We start from the raw sequence: 19,181 nt of genomic DNA, 5'->3' as shown, positions 1-19,181 counted from the left end.
CATGTCCCGGCGAACGAACGCCTAGTGCCGCTTGGGGCGCAAGGTGCTGTCCGGGTGCAGGGTGCCGTCGTCGTCGAGGTCGTCCAGCACGGCGGGCAGGCCCTTGGTGAGCATCTTGGTGCGGACGGCGCCGAGGATCTTGGCCATGAAGAATCCTCCGGTGCCGGTGAAGCCGGTGTGGTGGTAGGTGAAACGTGTCCCGCCGTCGTGCGGGGCGAGTTGGTAGGCGACCTCCGTCACCTCGCCGCCGCCCTCGTCCTGCCAGGAGTAGCGCAGCAGCGAGGGCTCACGAGCCTCCAGCACCTCGCACAGCACCACGCCGCTCCACCCCGGCTTCGGCTTCGCGACGAACTTGAACGTGGTGCCGGGCGTGGCCGTGAAGCCCTCCGGGCGTGCGCCGGCGCCGGTGGCCGTCCATAGCGGGATCAGCTCGGGATCGGTCACGGCGCGCCAGACCTTCTGCGGCGGGTGGGGGTAGTCGCGGACGATGTGGATGGTGCTCATGGCGGGCTCCTCGGGCACGGGCGTCAAGCGCAGCATATTCTTACAGTGAATGAAAATTTATAGCAACAGAAGTTTTGTGGAGGCTGGACTACGCTGCACCAATGAGCATGCGCACTGTGGACTGGACGGCCTTGCGCCGTCGCGACGCGGAACCCGCCGCCGAGGGGCTACGGGAGCGCAAGAAGCGGCTGTTGCGGCGGCAGCTGTCGGACACGGCCACCGAGATGTTCATGGAACGGGGCTTTGACGCCGTGCGTGTCTCCGAGATCGCCGAAGCCTGCGGGGTGTCGGAGAAGACCGTGTTCAACTACTTCCCGACCAAGGAGTCCCTCGTCCTGGACCTGGGCGAGGCCACGTTGGACTCCCTGCGGACCACGCTCGCCGATCCAGATCTGTCGCCGGTCGAGGCCGTGCTGAAGATCTTGTCCGGCGAGCTGGCGGGCATCACGTCCTGGCTGACCGAACAGGACGACCTGGCCCAGGCGAAGAACATGCTTCTGCGGTTCGGCATGCTGATCGGATCCACCCCGTCCCTGCGGGCCTATCAGCGCGACATGGCTGATCAGCAGGTCGCCGCGGCCGCCGAAGTCCTGGCTCGGCGCAATGAGATGAGCCCGGACGACCCTGAACCACAGATCGCCGCAACCGCCCTGCTCGCCCTGTGGCCCATCCAGTTCCAGGCGCTCCGCAGGCACCTGAACCGAGCCCAGAACCCCGAGCAGTTGCACGACATGGTGAGCGCCGACGTCCAACGCGCAGCCCGGCTCATCGACACGGGACTGACCTCGCTCGCCCCCGCCCGGCCCAGCAAGTGAAACGGTCAGACGGTCTCCCCAGGTCAGGATCAATACCCGAGGCATCTTGAGGCGTGCCGGACAGCCGGTGGCCGCTTGGCACGGGCTCGGCCGCGGCCGGGCCGGCCCCGCACCGGTCGGTGACCCACCAGGACTGGCGGGCAGTCAGTTCGCCTGGGAGCGGCGGGACTCAGAGCCAGCCGCGGCGAGCGGCCTGCCAGGCGAGCTGCATCCGCGTGTCGGCGCCGGCGAGCGTCATCATGCGCTGGATGTGGCGCTGCACGGTACGCCTGCTCAGCCCCATCTGACTCGCGATGGCCTTGTCGGCGACACCCGCCACGAGCAGCGAGAGGAGCCGGCGGTCGGTCTCGGTCAGCGGGTCGGCGTCGACGATCCCGTCGCTGCCCTCCACCCCGCCGGACGCGCTGACCTTCAGCGGGACCGCGGTCTCCCAGTAGCGCTCGAAGAGCGAGATGAGCGCCTCCAGCAGGCTGCTGCCCCGCACCAGCGCGGCCGTCGCCACCTGGGGACTGCCCTGGGGCCCACCGGGGACCAGCGGGCAGATGGCGATGGCGCGGTCGGCCACGGCCAGGCGCAGCGGCAGGTGCGGGACCGACCGGGCCACCTCACCGGCGCGCACACCTTCCACGACGTTGTCGACGGCGCCCTCGTCGTCGAAGAAGGCCTGCTCGTACAGGACGCGGTAGCGCACCCCGCGGGCGAGGGCGTCGTACTCGGCGCGGTTGCTGCCCGAGGGCATCGCCACGTACTGCGCCTTGCAGAACCAGAGCATCTCGTGGCACGCGTTGTCCTGCATCTGCCGCAGGTGCTGGCGCAGCGCCTCCGCTCCGGTGATGACCTCGATGAGCTGGCCGGGGTCGTGCCTGCGGCGCGTGCTGCGGTAGCTGTCGAGGAGGTCGGTGACGGCGGTCCGGGCCTTGTCGAGCGCGTCGGCGTTGCGCTGCAGCCGCGGCAGCAGCGCCACGTCGGGCGGCACGGCGGCGTAGTGCAGCGGATCGAGGTCGGTGGGGCTGGCGAGGCCCTTGCCACGCAGGGCCGCGAGCACGGCCTCGGCGGACTCGCGCGGGAGCCCGGTCCGGTCGGCGACCTCCTGGGCCGACGCGGTCGCGGTCCCGACCAGGAGCCGGTAGACCGTCTCCTCGATCGCCGTGAGACCTGCCGCCTCCAGCATGCCGTGCCCCTCCCTCGCCGCGGCCGGCCCCGAGAAGCGGAACGGCCCGTTGAAGTTTGCACCGCGAGCCACCACCGGGCAAGGAAACGGCGGGTGCCAGGGCTTCCGCCCGGGCACCCGCCGTCGTTCAGCCGTTCAGCCGTTCAGCCGTTCCGCGGGGCCGCCGTCACCGCCCGGAGGAGGGGCCGCGGTGCAGGTAGGCGCGGTCGACCGTCTGCCGCACGGTGTTGCCCGCGGCGTCCACCGCGGTCACCCGCAGGCTGACGTACGCGTCCCCGCGCACCCCCGAAGGCCGTTCGACCGCGGCGGTGAACCGCGTGCCGCCGTGCCGCGCGGTGCGGGCGGTGTGCCAGGTACGGCCGTCGTCGTACGACGCCTCGACCTTGAGCGTGACCCCGCGCGGGGCGGCCACGCCGTCCGGCATCCGTACGTTCAGACCCAGCATGTGCGACCGGCCCGGGCCCACCGCGTTGCGGAGGTCCACCGGCGCGCTGTAGTCGACCTGGAGCAGCGGCAGCAGCGTGGCCGTCGCCGCGGTGTCCGAGGTGAACGTCCAGGACGTCCTGGTGCCGGTGCCGAACTGCCAGTCGGCGGAGGTACGGGCGGTGGTGAGGTCCAGCCGGTAGCCGGCCTTGCCCGCGGGCACCTCGAATTGGCCCCAGGCCCCGGTGCCTGACTGCGCCACCAGCCGGCCGTTGCGGTACACCTCGGCGTGGGCCACGTCGCTCGGGTCGCCCACCGCGGACACCGCGGCACCGGAGCCGACACCGCCACCCAGCGAGCTGGCCTCCGCGAACGACCAGTGGCCGGACTGGGAGTCGGTGAACTCCGGGATGTACAGGGACAGGGTGTCGCCGTTGCGCACCGAGCCGGGCCAGCCCGTCACACCGTGCGGGATCGACGGGCGCACCGGCCCCGCGAACCACTTCTCCGCGGCGTGCTGCCCGGGCCGGTAGGTGTGGGCGGCGTCCTGCATGCCGACGCCCAGCTCGAGGTCGCGGTCCATGACGGTGTCGTGGTGCACGGTGTGGCTCCACAGCGTGTCACCGGCCGTCACGTACTCGGTGCGCTGCTGTCCCACCGGCACGTCACGGGTGTACTGGTTCCAGGCGAACTCCTGGTAGGGGCGCCAGCCGAACCGCTGCTCGCTCCCCCAGGCCGAGGCGCCGGTGCGGGTGTAGGCGGCCTTCACCACCGCGCTGTTGCGCTCGCTGACCGTGTACACCAGCTTCTCGGGAACACGCTGCTGGGACACTTGCATCACGTCGTACAGGTAGGGGCTCTTCACCGTGCCGGAGAAGTCCACCGTGGTGGTGCGCTCACCGGCGCGCTTCAGCAGGCCGGTGCCCTCCGTCGCGCCGGCGCGCATGATCGGCAGCGCGAGGCGGTCGCCCTCCGGCTGCCAGCGCGTCCAGGGGAAGAAGCCCTCGGGCATGACGAGCATCAGCGCCTTGGCCCCGGCGTCCGCGGCGGCCTTCGCCAGCTCGGCGTCGTTGCCGAAGTCGTAGCGGACGACAGCAAGCTTCCCGCGCACATGGGCGGCCTCGAGGTCCGCGGCGGTGCCCGCCCCGGCGTCCACCGCGGTCAGCCGGACGCCCCTGTCGTCGAAGACCGGAGAGGTCGGCAGGTAGTACGGGGTGAAGGGCGCCGAGGTGCCGGACACCTTCGCCCGCAACTGCGGGGCCGTCATCTGCCAGCGCGAGGCGAACTCGAAGGTGCCGTCGGTGACCTGCGCGGTCGGGCTGACGTAGATGCGCTTGGCGACGTCGAAGAACATCACGCCCTGGATCAGGCCGTGGCCCTCGATGCGCCGGTACGTCTGGTAGCTGAGGATCCCCCGCTGCTCGGCGGGCTCGGGCGTGCGGATCCGCACCTGGGTGACCTTGGAGGCGTCCAGTGTCACCGTGGTGTCCTTGGTGACCTTCACCTGCGGGTTGATCACCTCGACCAGTTCCTGGCCGTCCGAGGCGTTGTCCAGGGTGCTGAAGTCGACCTGGTAGGTGCCGTCCTCGACGACGGCGACCGCGGGGTCGGCGCTGGTGTACGAGACGAAACCGTCCTGGCCCCAGATCGTCGGCAGCCAGCCCGGCAGCACCTTGCCCGCGCGGTCGCGGGCGATCACGGTGAGCCGGTGCTGCGGCGCGTGCACGACCAGGGAGAGCGTGGTGTGGGCGAGGACGGTGCCGTCCGCGCCGGTCGCGGTCGCGTAGCCGTAGTAGGCGCCGCGCCTGGCGTCCTTCGGGTCGGTGCTCAGCGGCACGTCGGCGGAGGCGCCGGGGGCGAGGTGGACGGTGCTCGCGCCGGGCGTGACGACACCGGCCGTCAGGGCCACGCCGTCGGAGGTGGCCAGGGCCACGCTCAGCTTCAGGTCCACCGCCTTGTCACCGGTGTTGGTGTAGTGCAGGGTCGCCGACTGCTGCTTGCCGCCGCCCACCTGGACGGCGGGCAGCAGCACGCTGCCGGTGGCCGTGACGGGGCCCATGGCCGCGGCGACGTCGATCCGGCCGCCGCCCTGCTCGGTCACCTTCGTGCCCGGCACGGTGTGCGCGGTGCTGATCAGCGCGTCCTTCAACTGCTGACCGGTCCAGCCGGGGTGCTGCTGCGCGATCAGCGCGACGGCACCCGCCACGTGCGGGGTCGCCATCGAGGTGCCGGACGCCGCCGTGTAGTTCGCGTCGACCGGGTCGCCCATGGTGGTGCCGGACGCGCGCGCGGCGACGATGCCGACGCCGGGGGCGGTCACGTCGGGCTTGACGGCCTTGTCGCCGAGGCGCGGACCGCGGCTGGAGAAGGAGGCGAGGGAGTCGTCGCGGTCCACAGCGCCCACCGTCAGCGCGGCGTCGGCCGCACCGGGCGAACCGATCGTGGAGTCCCCGTTCTCGCCCGCGTTGCCCGCCGCGACGACGAAGAGGGTGTCGCCAGAGGCGGACAGCGTGTTGACGGCCTGGCTCATCGGGTCGGTGCCGTCGGTCGGCTCGTCGGAGCCGAGGCTCATGTTGACGACCTTGGCGTGCTCGGCGGCCGCCCACTCCATGCCGTCGATGACCTGCGACTCCGAGCCGTAGCCGTCGTCGCCGAGCACCTTGCCGATCAGCAACTCCGCCTTCGGCGCCACACCCTTGCGGGAACCGGACGACGCCGCGCCCGTACCGCCGACGATCGACGCCACGTGCGTGCCGTGCCCGAAGTGGTCCACGGTGTTCCCGCTGCCCGAGAAGTCCTTCGACTCCGCGATCCGGCCCGCCAGATCGGGGTGGGTGGCGTCCACGCCGGTGTCCAGCACGGCCACCTTCACGCCCTGGCCCTCGTACCCGGCCTTCCACGCCGCAGGCGCGTTGATCTGCGCCGTGCTGCGGTCCAGCACCGGGGCGACCCGTCCGTCCAGCCACACCCGCGGGGTCGCCGCGGCGCGGGCGGTGCCCTCGGCGTCGCCGGGGTTCAAGGCCTTCCAGAAGCCGCCGAGGTCGGCGTCCGCGACGCGCAGCGACCGCGCGCCGATACTGGCGAGGGTCCGCACCGGGGCCGATGCCTCGTTGAACGCGGCGACCCGGTCGGCGACGGCGGCCGCGGCCTTCTCGCTCTTCGCGGTCGTCCTGGCCACGCCGCCGCGCGGGGAGGCGGAGACGATCAGCGGCAGTGCGGAGGTGCCGGCCTCGTCGTAGCCCTGGGCGATCAGGGCGGAGACGTCGAACAGACGCCGGTCCAGCGTCCCGGCGGAGACCAGGTCCGCGGCGTCCGACGGCAGTACCGTCAGGTCGCCGCCGTCCTCCTGGTACGTGCGGAAGACGATGCCCTCACGGCCGGGTCCCGGCTCGACCGAGGCGGCGCGGCGGCCGTCGGCCCCCGGCGACACCGTCACGCGGTCGCCGGTCACCAGGCGTACGGTCACAGGCGGCGCGTCCTGGCCGGCGGCGGGTCGCGCCGCGGTGTCCTGGGGCGTCCGGGCGGAGGCGGCCGGTACGCCTCCGGCGGCCAGCAGCAATCCTGTCGATATCGCCGCCGTCAGGCGGATCCATGCCATCAGCCAAGCACCTCTCGTACAGCGGGGAGTCACACGCTGTCCGACAGAATCTGCTGTGGCGTTGAGCATGTCACTGGCCTCTGGTGTCACACCTGCGACATGTCTCAACGGCGCCACGGGTGCGGCCGTGACCCCCGCAAGGCCTCGGCGCGGCATTCCGCCGTGAGAGCGAGCGCTCAGGCCGCCGCACCGCGGATGCCGGGCGCGCCGACTCCGCCCGCGGCGCACGGACACCATGATGGGTACGGGACTTGACCGCCCCGCGCGGAACGCCCGGCTGTGCGGCGACGTCCTCGCCCGCCTGGCCCACGACGTGGACGCGGACCACCGCTTCGCGGTGCGCGGAGGCGAGCGCGCGCAGGGAGCCGACCAGTACGGAGCATTCTTCGACGGCGTCGGCACGAGCGCGGTGCCCGCGACGCCGGCGGCGGTCACCCCACCGGTACGCAGCGGTGGCGGCGGCGGTGACGGTCGACGGCGACGTTGCGGGCACCGCGGGGATCCTCGCTCGTCTGGGCACCGCAAAGGTCTATTCGTTCGACATGACGCTGTCGTACCCCCGCGACCCGTTCTGCTGCTTCACCACCGGCCAGGATCTTCAGACCTTCTTCGACAGCCACCGGCGGGCGTTTGCCCACTACGGCGGGGTGCCGATGCCGATCGTCCACGACCGGACCACAACAGTCGTCCGCCGGCACGTCGCGCCAGGCGAGGCGACGTACTGGCCCGGAGTGCCGCATGGCAATGGATCGGTGACCGCCCCCGGTCTGGGCCCCCTGGAGTTCGTCTCAGGCGACCGGCTCGTCGGTGACTGGGCCGCCCCCAAGAGCAAGTATTTGAAAACTCGTACGGTTCACGGATCCGGCTTCCGCCTACGAGGACCGGAATGCGCAGTTCACCCGCGCCAAGAAAAAATGCGACAGATGTGAAATCCGTTTAGTCGAGGCATGTTTCGCGCAAGTGGTGAAGTGCGGACGCGCAGAAAAACTCGGAGACCCTCAATGAGTTGTCGCAGCGGTTGAAAGGATTGCAGGCGTCGCGTCTGCCAGTGTGCAGGCACTCCGCTGCTCCCCGCGGCCACCGCAGGGTCTTCAGTCTTCACAGAGCCGGGTATTTTGCGGCAGTTGACGCGTGAGTAGGCTCACGGAACACACGGTAGTCGCATGAAGGGGGGCGGCGATGAACGACGAGGAACGAGCCGTGTCCCCCCATGAACCCAGTGCGCCAGCCGAGGCTGCCGAGCGCGACGACGTGGGCGGTCCATCCGCGGCGGCCTCGCTCGGGCACGGAACCGTCGTGCTGTCGCGGGCGCACGGAAGCTACCGCGATGCGCTCCGCGGCTATGCCGTGCTCATCGATGACACCCAAGTGGGCAGCATCCGGCGGGGGCAGACGCTCCGCTTTGAGATGCCGACAGGAGAGCATCGACTCCAACTGAAGATCGACTGGTGTACCAGCCAGCTCCTCACGGCCCTGGTCGAAGAGGGCAAAACAGTCTGCTTCATCTGCTCTCCGGCGGGCGATGCGTCCCATGCGCTCGACGCCGTCAGCGTCAACAGCGGTGACTACATCACCCTGCAGCAAACCTCGGAACCGATCGTCACAGCCAAGACCCCAATGGATCGGGACACGCGCCTGCGGGTGGCCACGGCCTTCGGCTTTGTCGCGGGAGGCATCTCGCTCCTCGGAGCCTTGATCTGGCACTGCACAGGCATAGCCGCCGAAGGCAGACGACGTGGTCGCTGGCGCCAGCCTGGCCGTCACGCTCGTCTCCGTGATCACCTTCAGGCTCCGACGTCGGAAGGCCGGACAGCATCCTCACCCGTGACCACACCCGCTCAAGCCAACTGCGGCTCTCGCCGCGCACTCACCAACAAGATCACGATCTGCGGCTGGAGTACTGGGGAGGCCCCATTCAGATCGTCTCCTGCCACGCCGCCTTCGGCTCCGCCGAAGAACTCGCGGAAGCCATGGACGTGAAAGTCACCGGTATCAGCCAGTACCAGGTGGATCGAGCCCGCCACGGGCACTGTGCGCGAGTGGCTTGACGGCCCTTGACGTACCGAGACCGGTGGGTTCGCGGCGACAGACTCTCGGCCTGCTCCTAACGGTCCACGTTGTGGCGGCGAGCGTCCAGGACCGCGACGGTGTCAGGCACCCGCTGTTGTGGACTCGCCTCGACCACCCCGGCGTGCGGAAGATCTGGGCTGACCAGGGCTTCGCCGACACCTTCTCGTGGCTCACCGACCACCTACGTCTGGCCCGGGATTGCGAGGCCGGCCGGGCCCGATCGGAGACCGTGATCCGATGGGCAATGATCGGGATCATGGTCCGCCGAGTCACCCGCGGCCGTCCCGCCACGCGGCCGGACCCCAAAGCATTCGTCCGGGTGCGGCCGGACGAGGGTACGGTTCGGGCGTGACCAGTGACACTGCCGCCCGGAGCGAGGCTTGGAACGGCGCCTCTGAGCGCTCTCGTGTTGCCGCGATGGCTCAGGAAGATCCCGAGCATCACCGCTTCGGCGCCTCTCACCACCGGTACCGGCTTCACCCGCCCCTGGCGGAGGAGGCGATCCGCTCGTTCGAGCAGCTGCACCGCGTCACCCTTCCCGCCTCTTACCGAGGCTTCCTGAGCTCGGTCGCCGGCGGCGGAGCGGGACCGGACTACGGACTCCTGGGCCTGGCAGAAGAAGTAGACGATGAAGAGGCCCTGCACGACCTTCGGGCCGAGTGCTTGCACGTGGGCTTCCTGGCCACCCCGTTCCCGCACTCCACGGACTGGCCGGGGCCGGGCAGGGGAGGCGACGCTGACTACTCGGTCACGGGGACCCTGGTCCTCGGCGAGATGGGCTGCGGTACCTTCTCCCGCCTGGTCATCACAGGAAGCAATGCCGGACAAGTGTGGCTCGACGACCGCTCCTGGGGTGGTCTGACCCCAGGACCAGACTTCGGCACGTGGTACACCGCATGGCTGGCATCCCAGCAGATCTCAAAGGCGGTCTGAGACCGAGTAGGTTTTGGGAATCTGGTGATCAATGTAAGCGGGGGCTTCCTATCCTGGCTTGATGGCGACACCAGATTTCATCCTCGCGCTGCGAGAGAAGATCGGGAACGATCCGCTGTGGCTGTCAGGAGTGACCGCGGTGGTCCTCAGGGAAGGACGTGTCCTGCTGGCGCAACGCTCGGACAACGGCGAGTGGACCGCAGTGACTGGAATCATCGATCCCGGAGAGCAGCCGGCGGACGCCGCGGTCCGGGAAGTACGGGAGGAGACCGGCGTCGAGGCGGTTCCTGAGCGCCTGGCGATGGTGCATGTCACCGATCCGGTGGTCTACGGCAACGGAGACCACACGCAGTATCTCGACTTGGTGTTCCGGCTCAGCTGGCAGTCCGGTGACCCGTATCCAGCCGACGGTGAGAACACTGCGACCCGGTGGTTTCCCCTGGATGCCTTGCCTCCCATGACAGGCGACATGATCGCTCGCATCGCCACTGCTGCAGCCGATGAGGCCGCCGCTCGGTTCGTCGTCTCTCCGCGACCCGGGCACGGTCACCCCGTAGCGGATTCGGCGGCAAGCTGAACGGCCTTCGCTGCCCATGAACCCGACAGCGGAACAGGAAGGCTGGTCTTGTCTCCTTCGGTCCCGCTCTGCAGGTGGCTATGGGTGCGGAGGGGCGCTTCCCCCCGGCAGCGGAGCTGGTGCGGGGTCTGTCCCCGTCCGGGGAGGGCGCCGCGTTCCGGTTCGGCCGGCGCTTGACGGCCTGGGCACGGTAACCGCACGCGGTCGGGAAGCAGCCGCGCGCGTGGTCAAGGATGTGTCGCCACCAGCTCGTCGGCGTGTTCGCCGGTGACGAGGAAGATCACGCGGCGGGCGACGGAGACGGCGTGGTCGGCGAAGCGTTCGTAGTAGCGGCCGAGCAGGGTGACGTCGACGGCGGTCTCCACCCCGTGGTGCCAGCGGTCGTCCATCAGGTGCTGGAATATCGAGCGGTGCAGTTCGTCGATCCGGTCGTCGTCCTGCTCCATCTGGAGCGCGGCGTCCAGGTCGCGGGTGACGAGGACATCGGCGGCCTGCGCCATCAGACGCTGGGCGAGCTGGCTCATTTCCAGGATGGTGCGGCGCAGGTCCTGGGGTACGGCCTGGGCGGGGTGGCGCAGCCGGGCCAGCTTGGCGACATGCTGGGCCAGGACCGCGCAGCGTTCCAGGTCCGCGCTCATGCGCAGGGAGGTGACCACCAGCCGCAGGTCGGTGGCGACCGGCTGCTGGCGCGCCAGGACCGCGATCGCCCGGTCATCCAGGTCGCGTTGCAGGTCCTCGACCTTGCTGTGGGCGGAGATCACGCTTTCCGCGAGCTCGAGATCGGCATCCAAGAGTGCGCTGGTGGCCCGGCCCAGGGCCGAACCGACCCGGTTCGCCATGTCCACCAAGGCCTCGCCGATCGAGGCCAGCTCTTCGTGGTACGCCTCGCGCATACGAGCCCACTCCCCTTTGTATGTCGCCCCCGATGTGCTCCTTTGCCAGAATCCCACACCCTGCGCGAGCAGGGACAACAGCGTCAGGCCGGACGTCGGATGCCGGATGCCGGATGCCGGACGCCCGAGGGCCTGCGGGCTCCGGGCGCCGCGCCAGTGGCCCAGAGTGGCCGTGGCAGGCCAGGACGTGAGCAGACTCGAAGGGCGGAGGTCACAGCTGGCGATGCGGCCCAGACTTGCGCCGATGAGCCCGGCTGGCTGCGCACGGGCCGGGCTCACCTGCCGCGCGAGCGCTGCCTCGCGCGGCCACGCGGCCAGGGCACGGCGAGCCAGGGTCGTGCCGATAGCGGGTCACCAGGGTGATCGCGACTTCCGGGATCAAGGTTTCGGAGCGCTGGACGAGACGTTACGGTCCTGGGGCACTGCGCAGCCTCTCGCTGCCCGTGCTTTCTCGGTCGCCGCAACCGGCTGGGCTGTGATCGAATGAGCGCTCGGCTACGGGGAGGATGCTGGCGTGAGCGGCGAGTGCCTTGCGTGCGATCTCATGGAGGGGAGGACCCCGCTGCCGGGTGGGAACCTGTTGCGGACACGGATGTGGGTTGTCGAGCACTGCGTCGGCCCTCTGGGCCTCGGTGCGGTCGTGGTCAAGCCGGTCCGGCATGTAGTGCACGTAGCCGACCTGACGGCGCAAGAGTCCATGGAACTCGGACCTCTGCTGCAGAAGGTGAGCGCCGCAGTCACTGAGGTGATGGACCCTGAGCAGGTGTATGTATGCCTGTGGTCCCATGCCGACGGTGTTCCCGGACACATCCATTTCGTCGTGCAACCCGCCGGCACAGAAGACATGGAACGGTTCGACGCCTTCGGTCCCGCGCTGCAGGTGGCCATGGGGCAGGCGCGGTGCTTCCCGCCGGCGCTGGAGGTGGAGCGGGTCTGTGTTCGGCTGAGGGAAGCTCTCAGTTCCAGTTCAGCCGACGCTTGATGGTCTAGACCATGCGGCGGGCGATGGGCACGGCGTGGTCGACGAACTCCTCCTCCAGGCCTCGGTCCTCGTCATCGCCCAGGCGCTCGGCCACCACGACAAGAGCACACCCGCTCGGGCGTCGTCGGCGCTCCTCGCGCGCGACGGCGGGGCCGCGCGCGACGCCGGACAGTCGTGCGAGGGCAGCGGCACGAGGAAGACACCTACGTGCGCGGGCGCCCCGTGCCGCCTCGCCGCCCGGGTCCGGCCCACGCCGTCTACGCCTCGCGGCGCTGTGCTTCCTCCCGTGTGGGCTGGGACGGGATTCTCGTCGTGAGCGGTGTGATGGGGCGGGTGCTGGTGCGCGGGGCTCCTTCGTAGCGGCTCGGGAAGGGGTATTTGCGGTCCAGGAAGCTGCGGATGGCGGCCTGGGCAGCCGGTCTGGCCTCCGGGGATGTGTCCACGTCGTTGAGGCAGAAGAAGTCGATGTCCTCGCCGGCCGCGAGGCGGGCCAGGCGGCGGTGCATGTCCGGTGTGCCCAGCTGGACGTAGCGGAAGCGGTAGTCGGCGGGGACGGCCCGGCCCGTTGCGATCGCCCAGTGGTGGTGGAGCGTGGATGCCGGAGCGACGTCGGAGGTGGAGCGGAAACGGGAGGAGGACGTCCGTTCGAGTTCCTCGATTCCCAGGCTCTCCATCTCGCGCATCACGGACAGCAGTTGGGGGTGGGGGGTGTGCAGCGACTTGTGCGTGATGTGTCTGCCGTGGAAGCGCCTGATCACCTCGCGGGCGTTCTTGCCGGCGGAGTTCGGGGCGGGTTCGAGTGGGTGCGGAGCGCCTACGCCCAGTTTCAGCGGAGACAGGGGGATACGGGCGATGCCGTTGCCGTGGAAGAAGTGCTCGGGGCGTACCGGCCGGTTGATGAAGACGTCGTCGTTGAAGTAGAGGTAGTGCTCCGACAGGCCCGGGATGTGGTGCAGGCGGCTCTCTATCGCGTGCGAGTTGAAGACCGGGAGTGCGTCGGGCGGGAGGATCTCCCGGTGGTCGATCACCGTCAGGCCTTCCGCATCAGGGTCCAGCCAGGACGGGATCTGGGAGTCGGTGACCAGGTAGACGTGCCGGACGAACCCGGCGTACATCTCCAGCGAGCGCAGTGCGTATTTCAGTTCGTCATGGCTGGTGTAGCGGGAGGCGCCGGTCTCGCGCGGAGCGATCGCGTTGTCGGAGAGTTCCTGGTGGGCCCGGCGCTTCGCGGCCATCGCCGGGTCGTCCCCGTCCACCCAGGTGTAGACGGCGTCGACGGGGAACAGCACCTCGTCGATGCCGGGCCCGGCGAACGGGGCGAACGTCGGGACGGTGCGGCGGCGGACCGCCACCGCCGCCGGTTGCCGCGCCGTCACCGGGAGCACTTCCGCCACGGGGTTGCGGCGCGGGGCGACGAGCGCCGGCCCGAAGACGTCCGGGAGCCGGCTGCCGGGCACGGTGAGCCAGGCGGGGTCGGTGCCGCCGGCGCTGCCCCCGGCTGGATCCGAGGGGGCGCCGAGGTCCCGGCCGTGCCGCCAGAACTCGATGTCGCACCCCGACTCCAGGCCGCTGAGCACCTGCCCTGCCGGGCCGAGGCGCACCACGCCGGTGCGGAGTACGGCGGCCCCCCGCAGCGCCCGGGGCAGCCTGCCGTCGGCCCACAGCACCGCGGTCGTCACGGCGCCGCCCGGTCCGACGGCGCCGACGTACCCGGCGGTGCCGGCGAAGCGCTGGGCGGCCCGGGCGAGGATCGCGTCGCGGTACGTCTCCTCGACGCCGACGACCTGCCGCGGCGCGCCGTGTCCGTGCTCCGAGGGGACCAGGAAGTACGGGACGTGCAGCCCTTCCAGGAGGGTGCAGACCCGTTCGAGATCGGCTTCGGCGGCGTCCGCGGCCGTGTAGGCGTCGACCGTACGGCCGTACAGGCGCGTCGGTCCGAAGGTGATCGCGCGCCCGGGGACGGCGGCGCGCAGGCGTCGTCGGGCCCGGGCCGCGCGCAGCGCCCAGAGCCTGGCCGACAGCCAGGCGCACAGGCGAGCCGGCAGGTCCCGGACCGCGCGCAGGCCCGCGGGCGCCGTGAACGTGAAGCGGTGACGGATGTCCATGCCCCCCAGCCCCCGTCAGCTCTGCTTCTCGGAGAGCGTCACGGAGGGCGTCGCGGAGGGCGCCGCGGAAGGCTTCTCGAAGGGGCTTGCGAAGGGGAAGTAGTCCTCCAGGAACTCGTGCATCCGCAGGCCGACCCGCTCCCGCTCCTCCGGCGGCACGTCGACGTCGTTGAGGCAGAAGAAGTCGAAGCGGCGGGTGCGGCGCAGGTCGGCCAAGCGGGCCTCGGCGTCGGGACGGCTGATGTTGACGTACCGGAAGCCGAACCGGCCCGGCACACCGCGGCCGGTCATCAGCGCGTACTGGTAGAGCAGCGGCGCCGTCACGGCGATGTCCTGCGGCGAGCGGAAGCGGGAGGCCGTGGTGCGGGCGATGTCCTCGGGGAAGAGGTCCTCCAGGTCCCGCAGGGTCTCGCGCTGCTGCGGCAGCGGGGTGTGCATGAAGTTGTGCGTGGTCATCCGCCCGAACTTCTCCAGCAGCAGCCGGCGGACGTTCTTGCTCGCGGAGTTGGTGGCGGTCTCCTCGGCGTGCGGTTTGCCGGCCCCGATCTTGAGCGGGGACACCGGGATCTTCATCAGACCGCTGCCGTGGAAGAAGTGCTCCGCGGTGACCCGGCGGCCGACGAACACGTCGTCGTTGAAGTAGAGGTAGTGGTCCGACAGGCCGGGGATGTGGTGCAGCCGGGTCTCGATCGCGTGCGAGTTGAACACCGGCAGGACGTCGGCCGGGAAGATGTCGCGGTGGTCGACGACGGTGATCCCCGGGGCCGTGTCGTCGAGCCAGTGCGGCTTCTGGCCGTCGGTCACCAGGTAGATGTGGCGGACGAAGTCGGCGTACATGGCGAGCGAGCGCAGTGAGTACTTCAGCTCGTCGTGGCTTGTGTAGCGGGAGGCGTTGGTCTCCTTGTCCAGGATCTCGGCGGTACCGCGCTCCTGGTAGCGGGCGCGCTTGGCCCGCATCTCCGGCTCCTCGCCGTCGACCCAGGTGTAGACGACGTCGACGGGGAAGGTGACGTCGTTCACGGTCGGCAGGGTGAGCGCGGCGAAGCTCGGCAGCTCCCGGTCGCCGATCCGGACCACGGCCGGTGTCTGCTCGGACGCCGGCAGTACGTCGGTGATGCCGTTGTTGCGGGGTGCGACGAGGGACTCGGCGAAGACGTCCTCGGAGGCCTGCGGCTGGACCGAGGCCAGGCGCCCGGGTCCTGCGGTGGAGGCGAGGAGCTGTGCCCCGTCCTCCCAGAACTCGACGTCGCAGGCGAGTTCCGGGCCGGCGAGCAGCTGGCCCGCGGGGCCCAGGTGGTTCTCCCCGATCCGCAGGACCGGGGCCGTACGCAGCGCGGCCGGCAGGACACCGTCCATGAACAGGGCGGGGTGCTTGAGCCTTCCGCCGGGCAACGGTCTGCCGATGAAGACCGCCTTCCCCGCGTTCTGGGCCTCCAGGGCGGTGAGGAGACGCTCCCGGTCCACGGCATTCACACCGACCGTGTGGCGCGTGCGCGAGGCCGGTACCAAGAAGTAGGGGATGCCGTCCTGCTCCAGCGCGGCGAGGACCAGGGCGAGGTTGGCGGCGGCCGCCTCGGCGGCGCTGAACCGGGTCACGACCCGTCCGTAGAGTTGCTGGCCGCGCACTGCCACGGGGCGGAGCACCGGGTCCGTGACCGCCGCCATGCGGCGCCGCCGCATGGTGCGCAGCTGCCAGACCTTCTCGGCGGCCTTCCGCTCGACTCGCGGTCGCATCCGCCGGGCAAAGGAACGCACGGTCACGTTCTGAGCTCCTCTACATCAACCTCTACACAACCTTGCGTTAACCAGACGGACATCTGGCCCGGATGGTTGTAGAAAATTTCTCAGAGAATTAAGGAAACCCCGAACGCGCACACAACCAACTCACACCTGACTGTGCTAGGCCTTACCAGCGGTACGTCCCGGGCTGCTGGAAGGCGCTTCACTGCCGGTTCCCGAAGGCCGCCGCCACTGAGGACGACGGCAGAGCCTCGCCACCGCCGCCGAGCAGAGCGGCTCGGCGAGGCCCGCCGCCTGCAGACACCCTTCTCCGGAGCCGGCGTCCTGCGACCGACGGGGGACATCGGAGTAGGACACCGACGGGGGACCCGGCCTGTGCGCAGCCACCCCTTGGGGTGGAAGTCCCCGCCTTCCGGTCCCGTGATCACCATGCACGGCGGGCATCGTGATCAATGTCCGTGACTTCTGCTGCCGCTCGGGTGCTGTGGGGTCACTGCGCCCGGTTCCGGACTTCTCTGAACCAGCCGGTCGTTCTGACGTGCACGAGTCGCCTCGGACTGCTGCTGCGTGTTCGGCTCTCGCTGCCGTGCGTAAGGCTTGACCTTCACGTGGCGTCAGGCTGCACAGTCGGTGCCGTGGAGGACCACTGGACCGTGGGACGCGTGGCCAGGCTGGCCGGCGTGAGCGTCCGCACGCTGCATCACTATGACGAGATCGGGCTCGTGCGTCCGTCGGGCCGGACCGCGGCCGGATACCGGGTCTATTCGGCGGGCGACGTGGAGCGGCTGCGGGAGGTGCTGGCCTATCGGCGGTTGGGCTTCGGGCTGCGGGAGGTCGCCGAACTGGTCGGTGACCCGTCCACCGACGCCGTCGCGCACCTGCGCCGGCTGCGCGGCCTGCTGCTGGAGCGGCGTGATCGCGCTGAGGCCATGGCGGCCGCCATCGACAGGGAACTCGAGGCACGGGCGAAGGGACTGAAGGTGACACCGCAGGAGCAGCTGGAGATGCTCGGTGCACGGCTGTACGACGCTATCGGCGGCGCTTACACCGCGACACGGTGTACCGAGCCGCGGATCGCCGCGCAGATCTGGGACGCGCTCGGGGACGCGCGGACGGTGCTGAACGTCGGGGCCGGCACAGGCTCCTACGAGCCTGCTGATCGCGACGTGACCGCGGTGGAGCCGTCTGCGGTCATGCGGGGGCAGCGGCCTGCCGGCTCGGCGCCGTGCGTGGCAGCCGCCGCGGAGAGCCTGCCGTTCGAGGACCAGTACTTCGACGCCGCGATGGCCGTCTCCACCGTTCACCACTGGGAGGACCCGATAGCAGGGCTGCGCGAGATGCGGCGCGTGGCACGCCGCGTGGTGGTGCTCACCTTCGACACCGACGAGCCCCGATGGCAGGACCGGTTCTGGCTCACCCGCGACTACCTGCCCGAGTTCGCCGCCGTCCTCGCGGAGTTTCCGTCGCTTGCCACGATGGCCGGCGCGATCGGCGCCCGCGCCGAGCCGGTGCCTGTCCCGTGGGACTGCGCTGACGGCCTGTTCGAGGCGTACTGGCGCCGGCCGGGGGCGTATCTGGAGGATCACGTGCGCCGTGCGATGTCGGTGTGGACGAGGGTCGGTCCGGAGGCCGAGCAGCGGGCGGTGCGAAGCCTCAGCGACGACCTCGACTCTGGCCGGTGGGCCGAGCGCAACAGCGACCTCGCCGGCCTCGACGCCGCAGATCTCGGCCTCCGTCTGCTCATAGGCTGACCTGCTCCGCAGCTTCAGCTTCAGACCTGTCCGGCTCGGGCCTTGGCGTGGGCGGCGGTAGGACTCGGTGCCGGTCTGGATGCCGGCGCCGCTGAAGGCCGGCCGACCGACCATGTACAAAAGATCGACACGCCCGTGACGGGCGATCGTCTTCGACAGCTGCTTCTCGTCCGCAGCCCCGGCCGGCTCGTTGACGAGATCGGTGGCCGGCATGGAGCGGACACCGAAGCCGTGCATCGCAGCCTCGGTGCCCCGGAACGATCAGCCGGTGCAACGTGCCGGTGCCGGCCCGTCGCGCCAGGCCCCTCCTGCGGCTGATCGGAAAGGGCAGGGCCGGGCTGCGACGTGCAGGGCGTCCTCCGGCTCGAAAGCTTCCCGTCAGTGGCGCCGACGCGAGGTCACCGTGAACTGGGCGCCGTCGGGGTCGCGCAGCACGGCCTCGTGCTCGCCTTCGTGCAGGACACTGCCGCCGTGCTTTCCCGCGCTCTGGACGCACGGTCCCACGTCGGCCACGGCGAAGTGGACTTGCCAGTGCGGCCGCACCGAAGGGTCGGGCGGTGCCTCCACCGAGCCCGACTCGATGCGGGCCACGATGTCGCCCTGGCTGCGCAGCAGCACTTGGTCCGCCGCGTACTCGACCTCGCAACAGCCGGGCAGGCCCGAGGCCCAATCGAGGATCTCGCCGTAGAAGATGGTCGCGGCGAAGGCGTCCCGGGTGTGCAGGGTGATGAACGTCGGCGCCGCCTGTCGCCATGCCTCCCACTCGGTGACGAGTTGCCCCTGCCACACCCCGAAGCGGGCACCGTCGCGGTCCGCGAGCAGCGCCGCCCTTCCGGGCGGGAAGGAGATCGGTCCCACTGCCACGGTTCCACCACGTTCCCGGACGCGGCCGACCGCCTCGTCGGCGTCCGCCACGGCGAAGTACGGCGTCCAGGCCACGGCCATCTGCCAGACGGTGGCCGCCTCGGCGATCCCCGCGACGGGGGTCCCGTCCGCCAGTGCGGTCCGGAAACGGTCGCCGAGTCGAGCCGTGCGCCACCGCCAGCCCAGCACGGCCGTATAGAAGTCCTGGGTCGCGTCGAGGTCGCGGCTGCTCAGACTCACCCAGCACGGCGCACCGAAAATGGAGCGCGTGGAGACGGTATCCGCCGCACCGGAGGAGTGTGTCGTGCCGTGGATCATGGCCATCGTGCCCTGGTTCCGTACGCCGTCGGCCGCCGCTCTGACCTCCAGTGTCCGACCGGAGTTCGCGTCCCGCACCTCTCTCGCGGCGGGCTCGCCACTCCACCCGTCCGGCCCACATCGCTGTCCAGCCGCAATTCGTTGGCTCTGCCGTGACAGCACAGCGATATGGCACGGGTGCGCAGTACACGGAGTTACGCCTAGCGCTACGGCGCGTCCTGGCGCGCAGCGAGCCCGCGTTCATCGGGCGCCTGGGCCTTGCCGACGACGCGAAGCGCGCGAAAGTTGTTGAGCCGCCCGGTTCACACGGTTCCGCGCAGACGCGCGCGATGGACGGTGATCTGTACGGCCGACCAGCCGGAGGTGAACCGCGATGACGCTGTCCGTACGACACCGGCGGGGGAGCCCGCCGGACAGGCTTTTCACCGGCTTCCGGT

At 70.4% G+C, this 19,181-nt stretch carries 14 protein-coding genes and 1 pseudogene; 7 read left to right on the top strand and 8 right to left on the bottom strand.

Translation table 11 applies throughout. The features are described from left to right. Nucleotides 1–21: 21 nt before the first annotated feature. On the bottom strand, nt 22–504 hold the full coding sequence (locus ACZ63F_RS32235; RefSeq protein ID WP_469716400.1) for an SRPBCC family protein: 483 nt from the start codon (nt 502–504) through the stop codon (nt 22–24). A gap of 101 nt (nt 505–605) precedes the next feature. On the opposite strand from ACZ63F_RS32235, the gene ACZ63F_RS32230 reads away from it, so the two are divergent. Continuing rightward, nucleotides 606–1,319: a TetR family transcriptional regulator gene (locus ACZ63F_RS32230; RefSeq protein ID WP_469716398.1), complete on the top strand. Its 714-nt coding sequence runs from the start codon at nt 606–608 to the stop codon at nt 1,317–1,319. Between the two features lie 169 nt (nt 1,320–1,488). On the opposite strand, the gene ACZ63F_RS32225 is transcribed toward ACZ63F_RS32230, so the two are convergent. Then, a complete protein-coding gene (locus tag ACZ63F_RS32225) occupies nt 1,489–2,490 on the bottom strand; it encodes a helix-turn-helix domain-containing protein (RefSeq protein ID WP_469716395.1) in 1,002 nt (333 codons plus the stop codon). A gap of 166 nt (nt 2,491–2,656) precedes the next feature. Continuing rightward, entirely contained in the window at nt 2,657–6,511 is a 3,855-nt protein-coding gene (locus tag ACZ63F_RS32220) for a S8 family serine peptidase (protein WP_469716393.1), read from the bottom strand. Between the two features lie 464 nt (nt 6,512–6,975). Between ACZ63F_RS32220 and ACZ63F_RS32215 the strand changes: the two genes are divergently transcribed. From ACZ63F_RS32215 to ACZ63F_RS32200, 4 genes are all read left to right on the top strand, one after another. After that, a complete protein-coding gene (locus ACZ63F_RS32215; RefSeq protein ID WP_469716389.1) occupies nt 6,976–7,440 on the top strand; it encodes a hypothetical protein in 465 nt (154 codons plus the stop codon). 250 nt (nt 7,441–7,690) lie between these two features. After that, the gene (locus ACZ63F_RS32210; RefSeq protein WP_469716386.1) at nt 7,691–8,491 is read left to right on the top strand and encodes a hypothetical protein; all 801 of its coding nucleotides are present in this window, start codon (nt 7,691–7,693) and stop codon (nt 8,489–8,491) included. Nucleotides 8,492–8,929: 438 nt separating this feature from the next. Next, complete coding sequence (locus tag ACZ63F_RS32205; RefSeq protein WP_469716383.1) at nt 8,930–9,514, top strand: SMI1/KNR4 family protein; 585 nt, start codon at nt 8,930–8,932, stop codon at nt 9,512–9,514. Nucleotides 9,515–9,575: 61 nt separating this feature from the next. Beyond that, nucleotides 9,576–10,091, top strand: a complete 516-nt coding sequence (locus ACZ63F_RS32200) for an NUDIX hydrolase (RefSeq protein WP_469716380.1) — start codon at nt 9,576–9,578, stop codon at nt 10,089–10,091. 227 nt (nt 10,092–10,318) lie between these two features. On the opposite strand, the gene phoU is transcribed toward ACZ63F_RS32200, so the two are convergent. Continuing rightward, nucleotides 10,319–10,984, bottom strand: a complete 666-nt coding sequence (phoU, locus tag ACZ63F_RS32195) for a phosphate signaling complex protein PhoU (protein WP_469716378.1) — start codon at nt 10,982–10,984, stop codon at nt 10,319–10,321. A 514-nt stretch (nt 10,985–11,498) separates the two neighbouring features. Here phoU and ACZ63F_RS32190 point away from each other — a divergent pair. Beyond that, a complete protein-coding gene (locus tag ACZ63F_RS32190) occupies nt 11,499–11,966 on the top strand; it encodes an HIT family protein (RefSeq protein WP_469716375.1) in 468 nt (155 codons plus the stop codon). Nucleotides 11,967–12,223: 257 nt separating this feature from the next. Here the strand turns inward: ACZ63F_RS32190 and ACZ63F_RS32185 are convergent, their stop codons facing one another. Together ACZ63F_RS32185 and ACZ63F_RS32180 are read right to left on the bottom strand one after the other, a co-directional pair. Then, nucleotides 12,224–14,071: a stealth conserved region 3 domain-containing protein gene (locus ACZ63F_RS32185; protein WP_469716373.1), complete on the bottom strand. Its 1,848-nt coding sequence runs from the start codon at nt 14,069–14,071 to the stop codon at nt 12,224–12,226. 15 nt (nt 14,072–14,086) lie between these two features. Beyond that, nucleotides 14,087–15,832: a stealth family protein gene (locus ACZ63F_RS32180; protein WP_469716371.1), complete on the bottom strand. Its 1,746-nt coding sequence runs from the start codon at nt 15,830–15,832 to the stop codon at nt 14,087–14,089. Between the two features lie 632 nt (nt 15,833–16,464). Between ACZ63F_RS32180 and ACZ63F_RS32175 the strand changes: the two genes are divergently transcribed. Then, the gene (locus ACZ63F_RS32175) at nt 16,465–17,562 is read left to right on the top strand and encodes a MerR family transcriptional regulator (RefSeq protein ID WP_469716798.1); all 1,098 of its coding nucleotides are present in this window, start codon (nt 16,465–16,467) and stop codon (nt 17,560–17,562) included. A 117-nt stretch (nt 17,563–17,679) separates the two neighbouring features. On the opposite strand, the pseudogene ACZ63F_RS32170 reads toward ACZ63F_RS32175, so the two are convergent. Both ACZ63F_RS32170 and ACZ63F_RS32165 read right to left on the bottom strand, forming a co-directional pair. Then, nucleotides 17,680–17,851: pseudogene (locus ACZ63F_RS32170) on the bottom strand (IS21-like element helper ATPase IstB); the annotation flags it as partial. An 89-nt stretch (nt 17,852–17,940) separates the two neighbouring features. Continuing rightward, entirely contained in the window at nt 17,941–18,744 is an 804-nt protein-coding gene (locus ACZ63F_RS32165; protein WP_469716796.1) for a VOC family protein, read from the bottom strand. Nucleotides 18,745–19,181: the final 437 nt, after the last annotated feature.

This window comes from Streptomyces sp. NPDC104761, from assembly GCF_055583445.1.
Note: the sequence above shows the minus strand (reverse complement) of the source record. Positions and strands in the feature narration are given on the sequence as shown.

Bases quoted from the DNA above. Each gene is read 5' to 3' on its own strand.
- ACZ63F_RS32235 (WP_469716400.1), bottom strand. From the start codon at position 504: ATGAGCACCATCCACATCGTCCGCGACTACCCCCACCCGCCGCAGAAG.
- ACZ63F_RS32230 (WP_469716398.1), top strand. From the start codon at position 606: ATGAGCATGCGCACTGTGGACTGGACGGCCTTGCGCCGTCGCGACGCG.
- ACZ63F_RS32225 (WP_469716395.1), bottom strand. From the start codon at position 2,490: ATGCTGGAGGCGGCAGGTCTCACGGCGATCGAGGAGACGGTCTACCGG.
- ACZ63F_RS32220 (WP_469716393.1), bottom strand. From the start codon at position 6,511: ATGGCATGGATCCGCCTGACGGCGGCGATATCGACAGGATTGCTGCTG.
- ACZ63F_RS32210 (WP_469716386.1), top strand. From the start codon at position 7,691: ATGAACGACGAGGAACGAGCCGTGTCCCCCCATGAACCCAGTGCGCCA.
- ACZ63F_RS32200 (WP_469716380.1), top strand. From the start codon at position 9,576: ATGGCGACACCAGATTTCATCCTCGCGCTGCGAGAGAAGATCGGGAAC.
- phoU (WP_469716378.1), bottom strand. From the start codon at position 10,984: ATGCGCGAGGCGTACCACGAAGAGCTGGCCTCGATCGGCGAGGCCTTG.
- ACZ63F_RS32185 (WP_469716373.1), bottom strand. From the start codon at position 14,071: ATGGACATCCGTCACCGCTTCACGTTCACGGCGCCCGCGGGCCTGCGC.
- ACZ63F_RS32165 (WP_469716796.1), bottom strand. From the start codon at position 18,744: ATGATCCACGGCACGACACACTCCTCCGGTGCGGCGGATACCGTCTCC.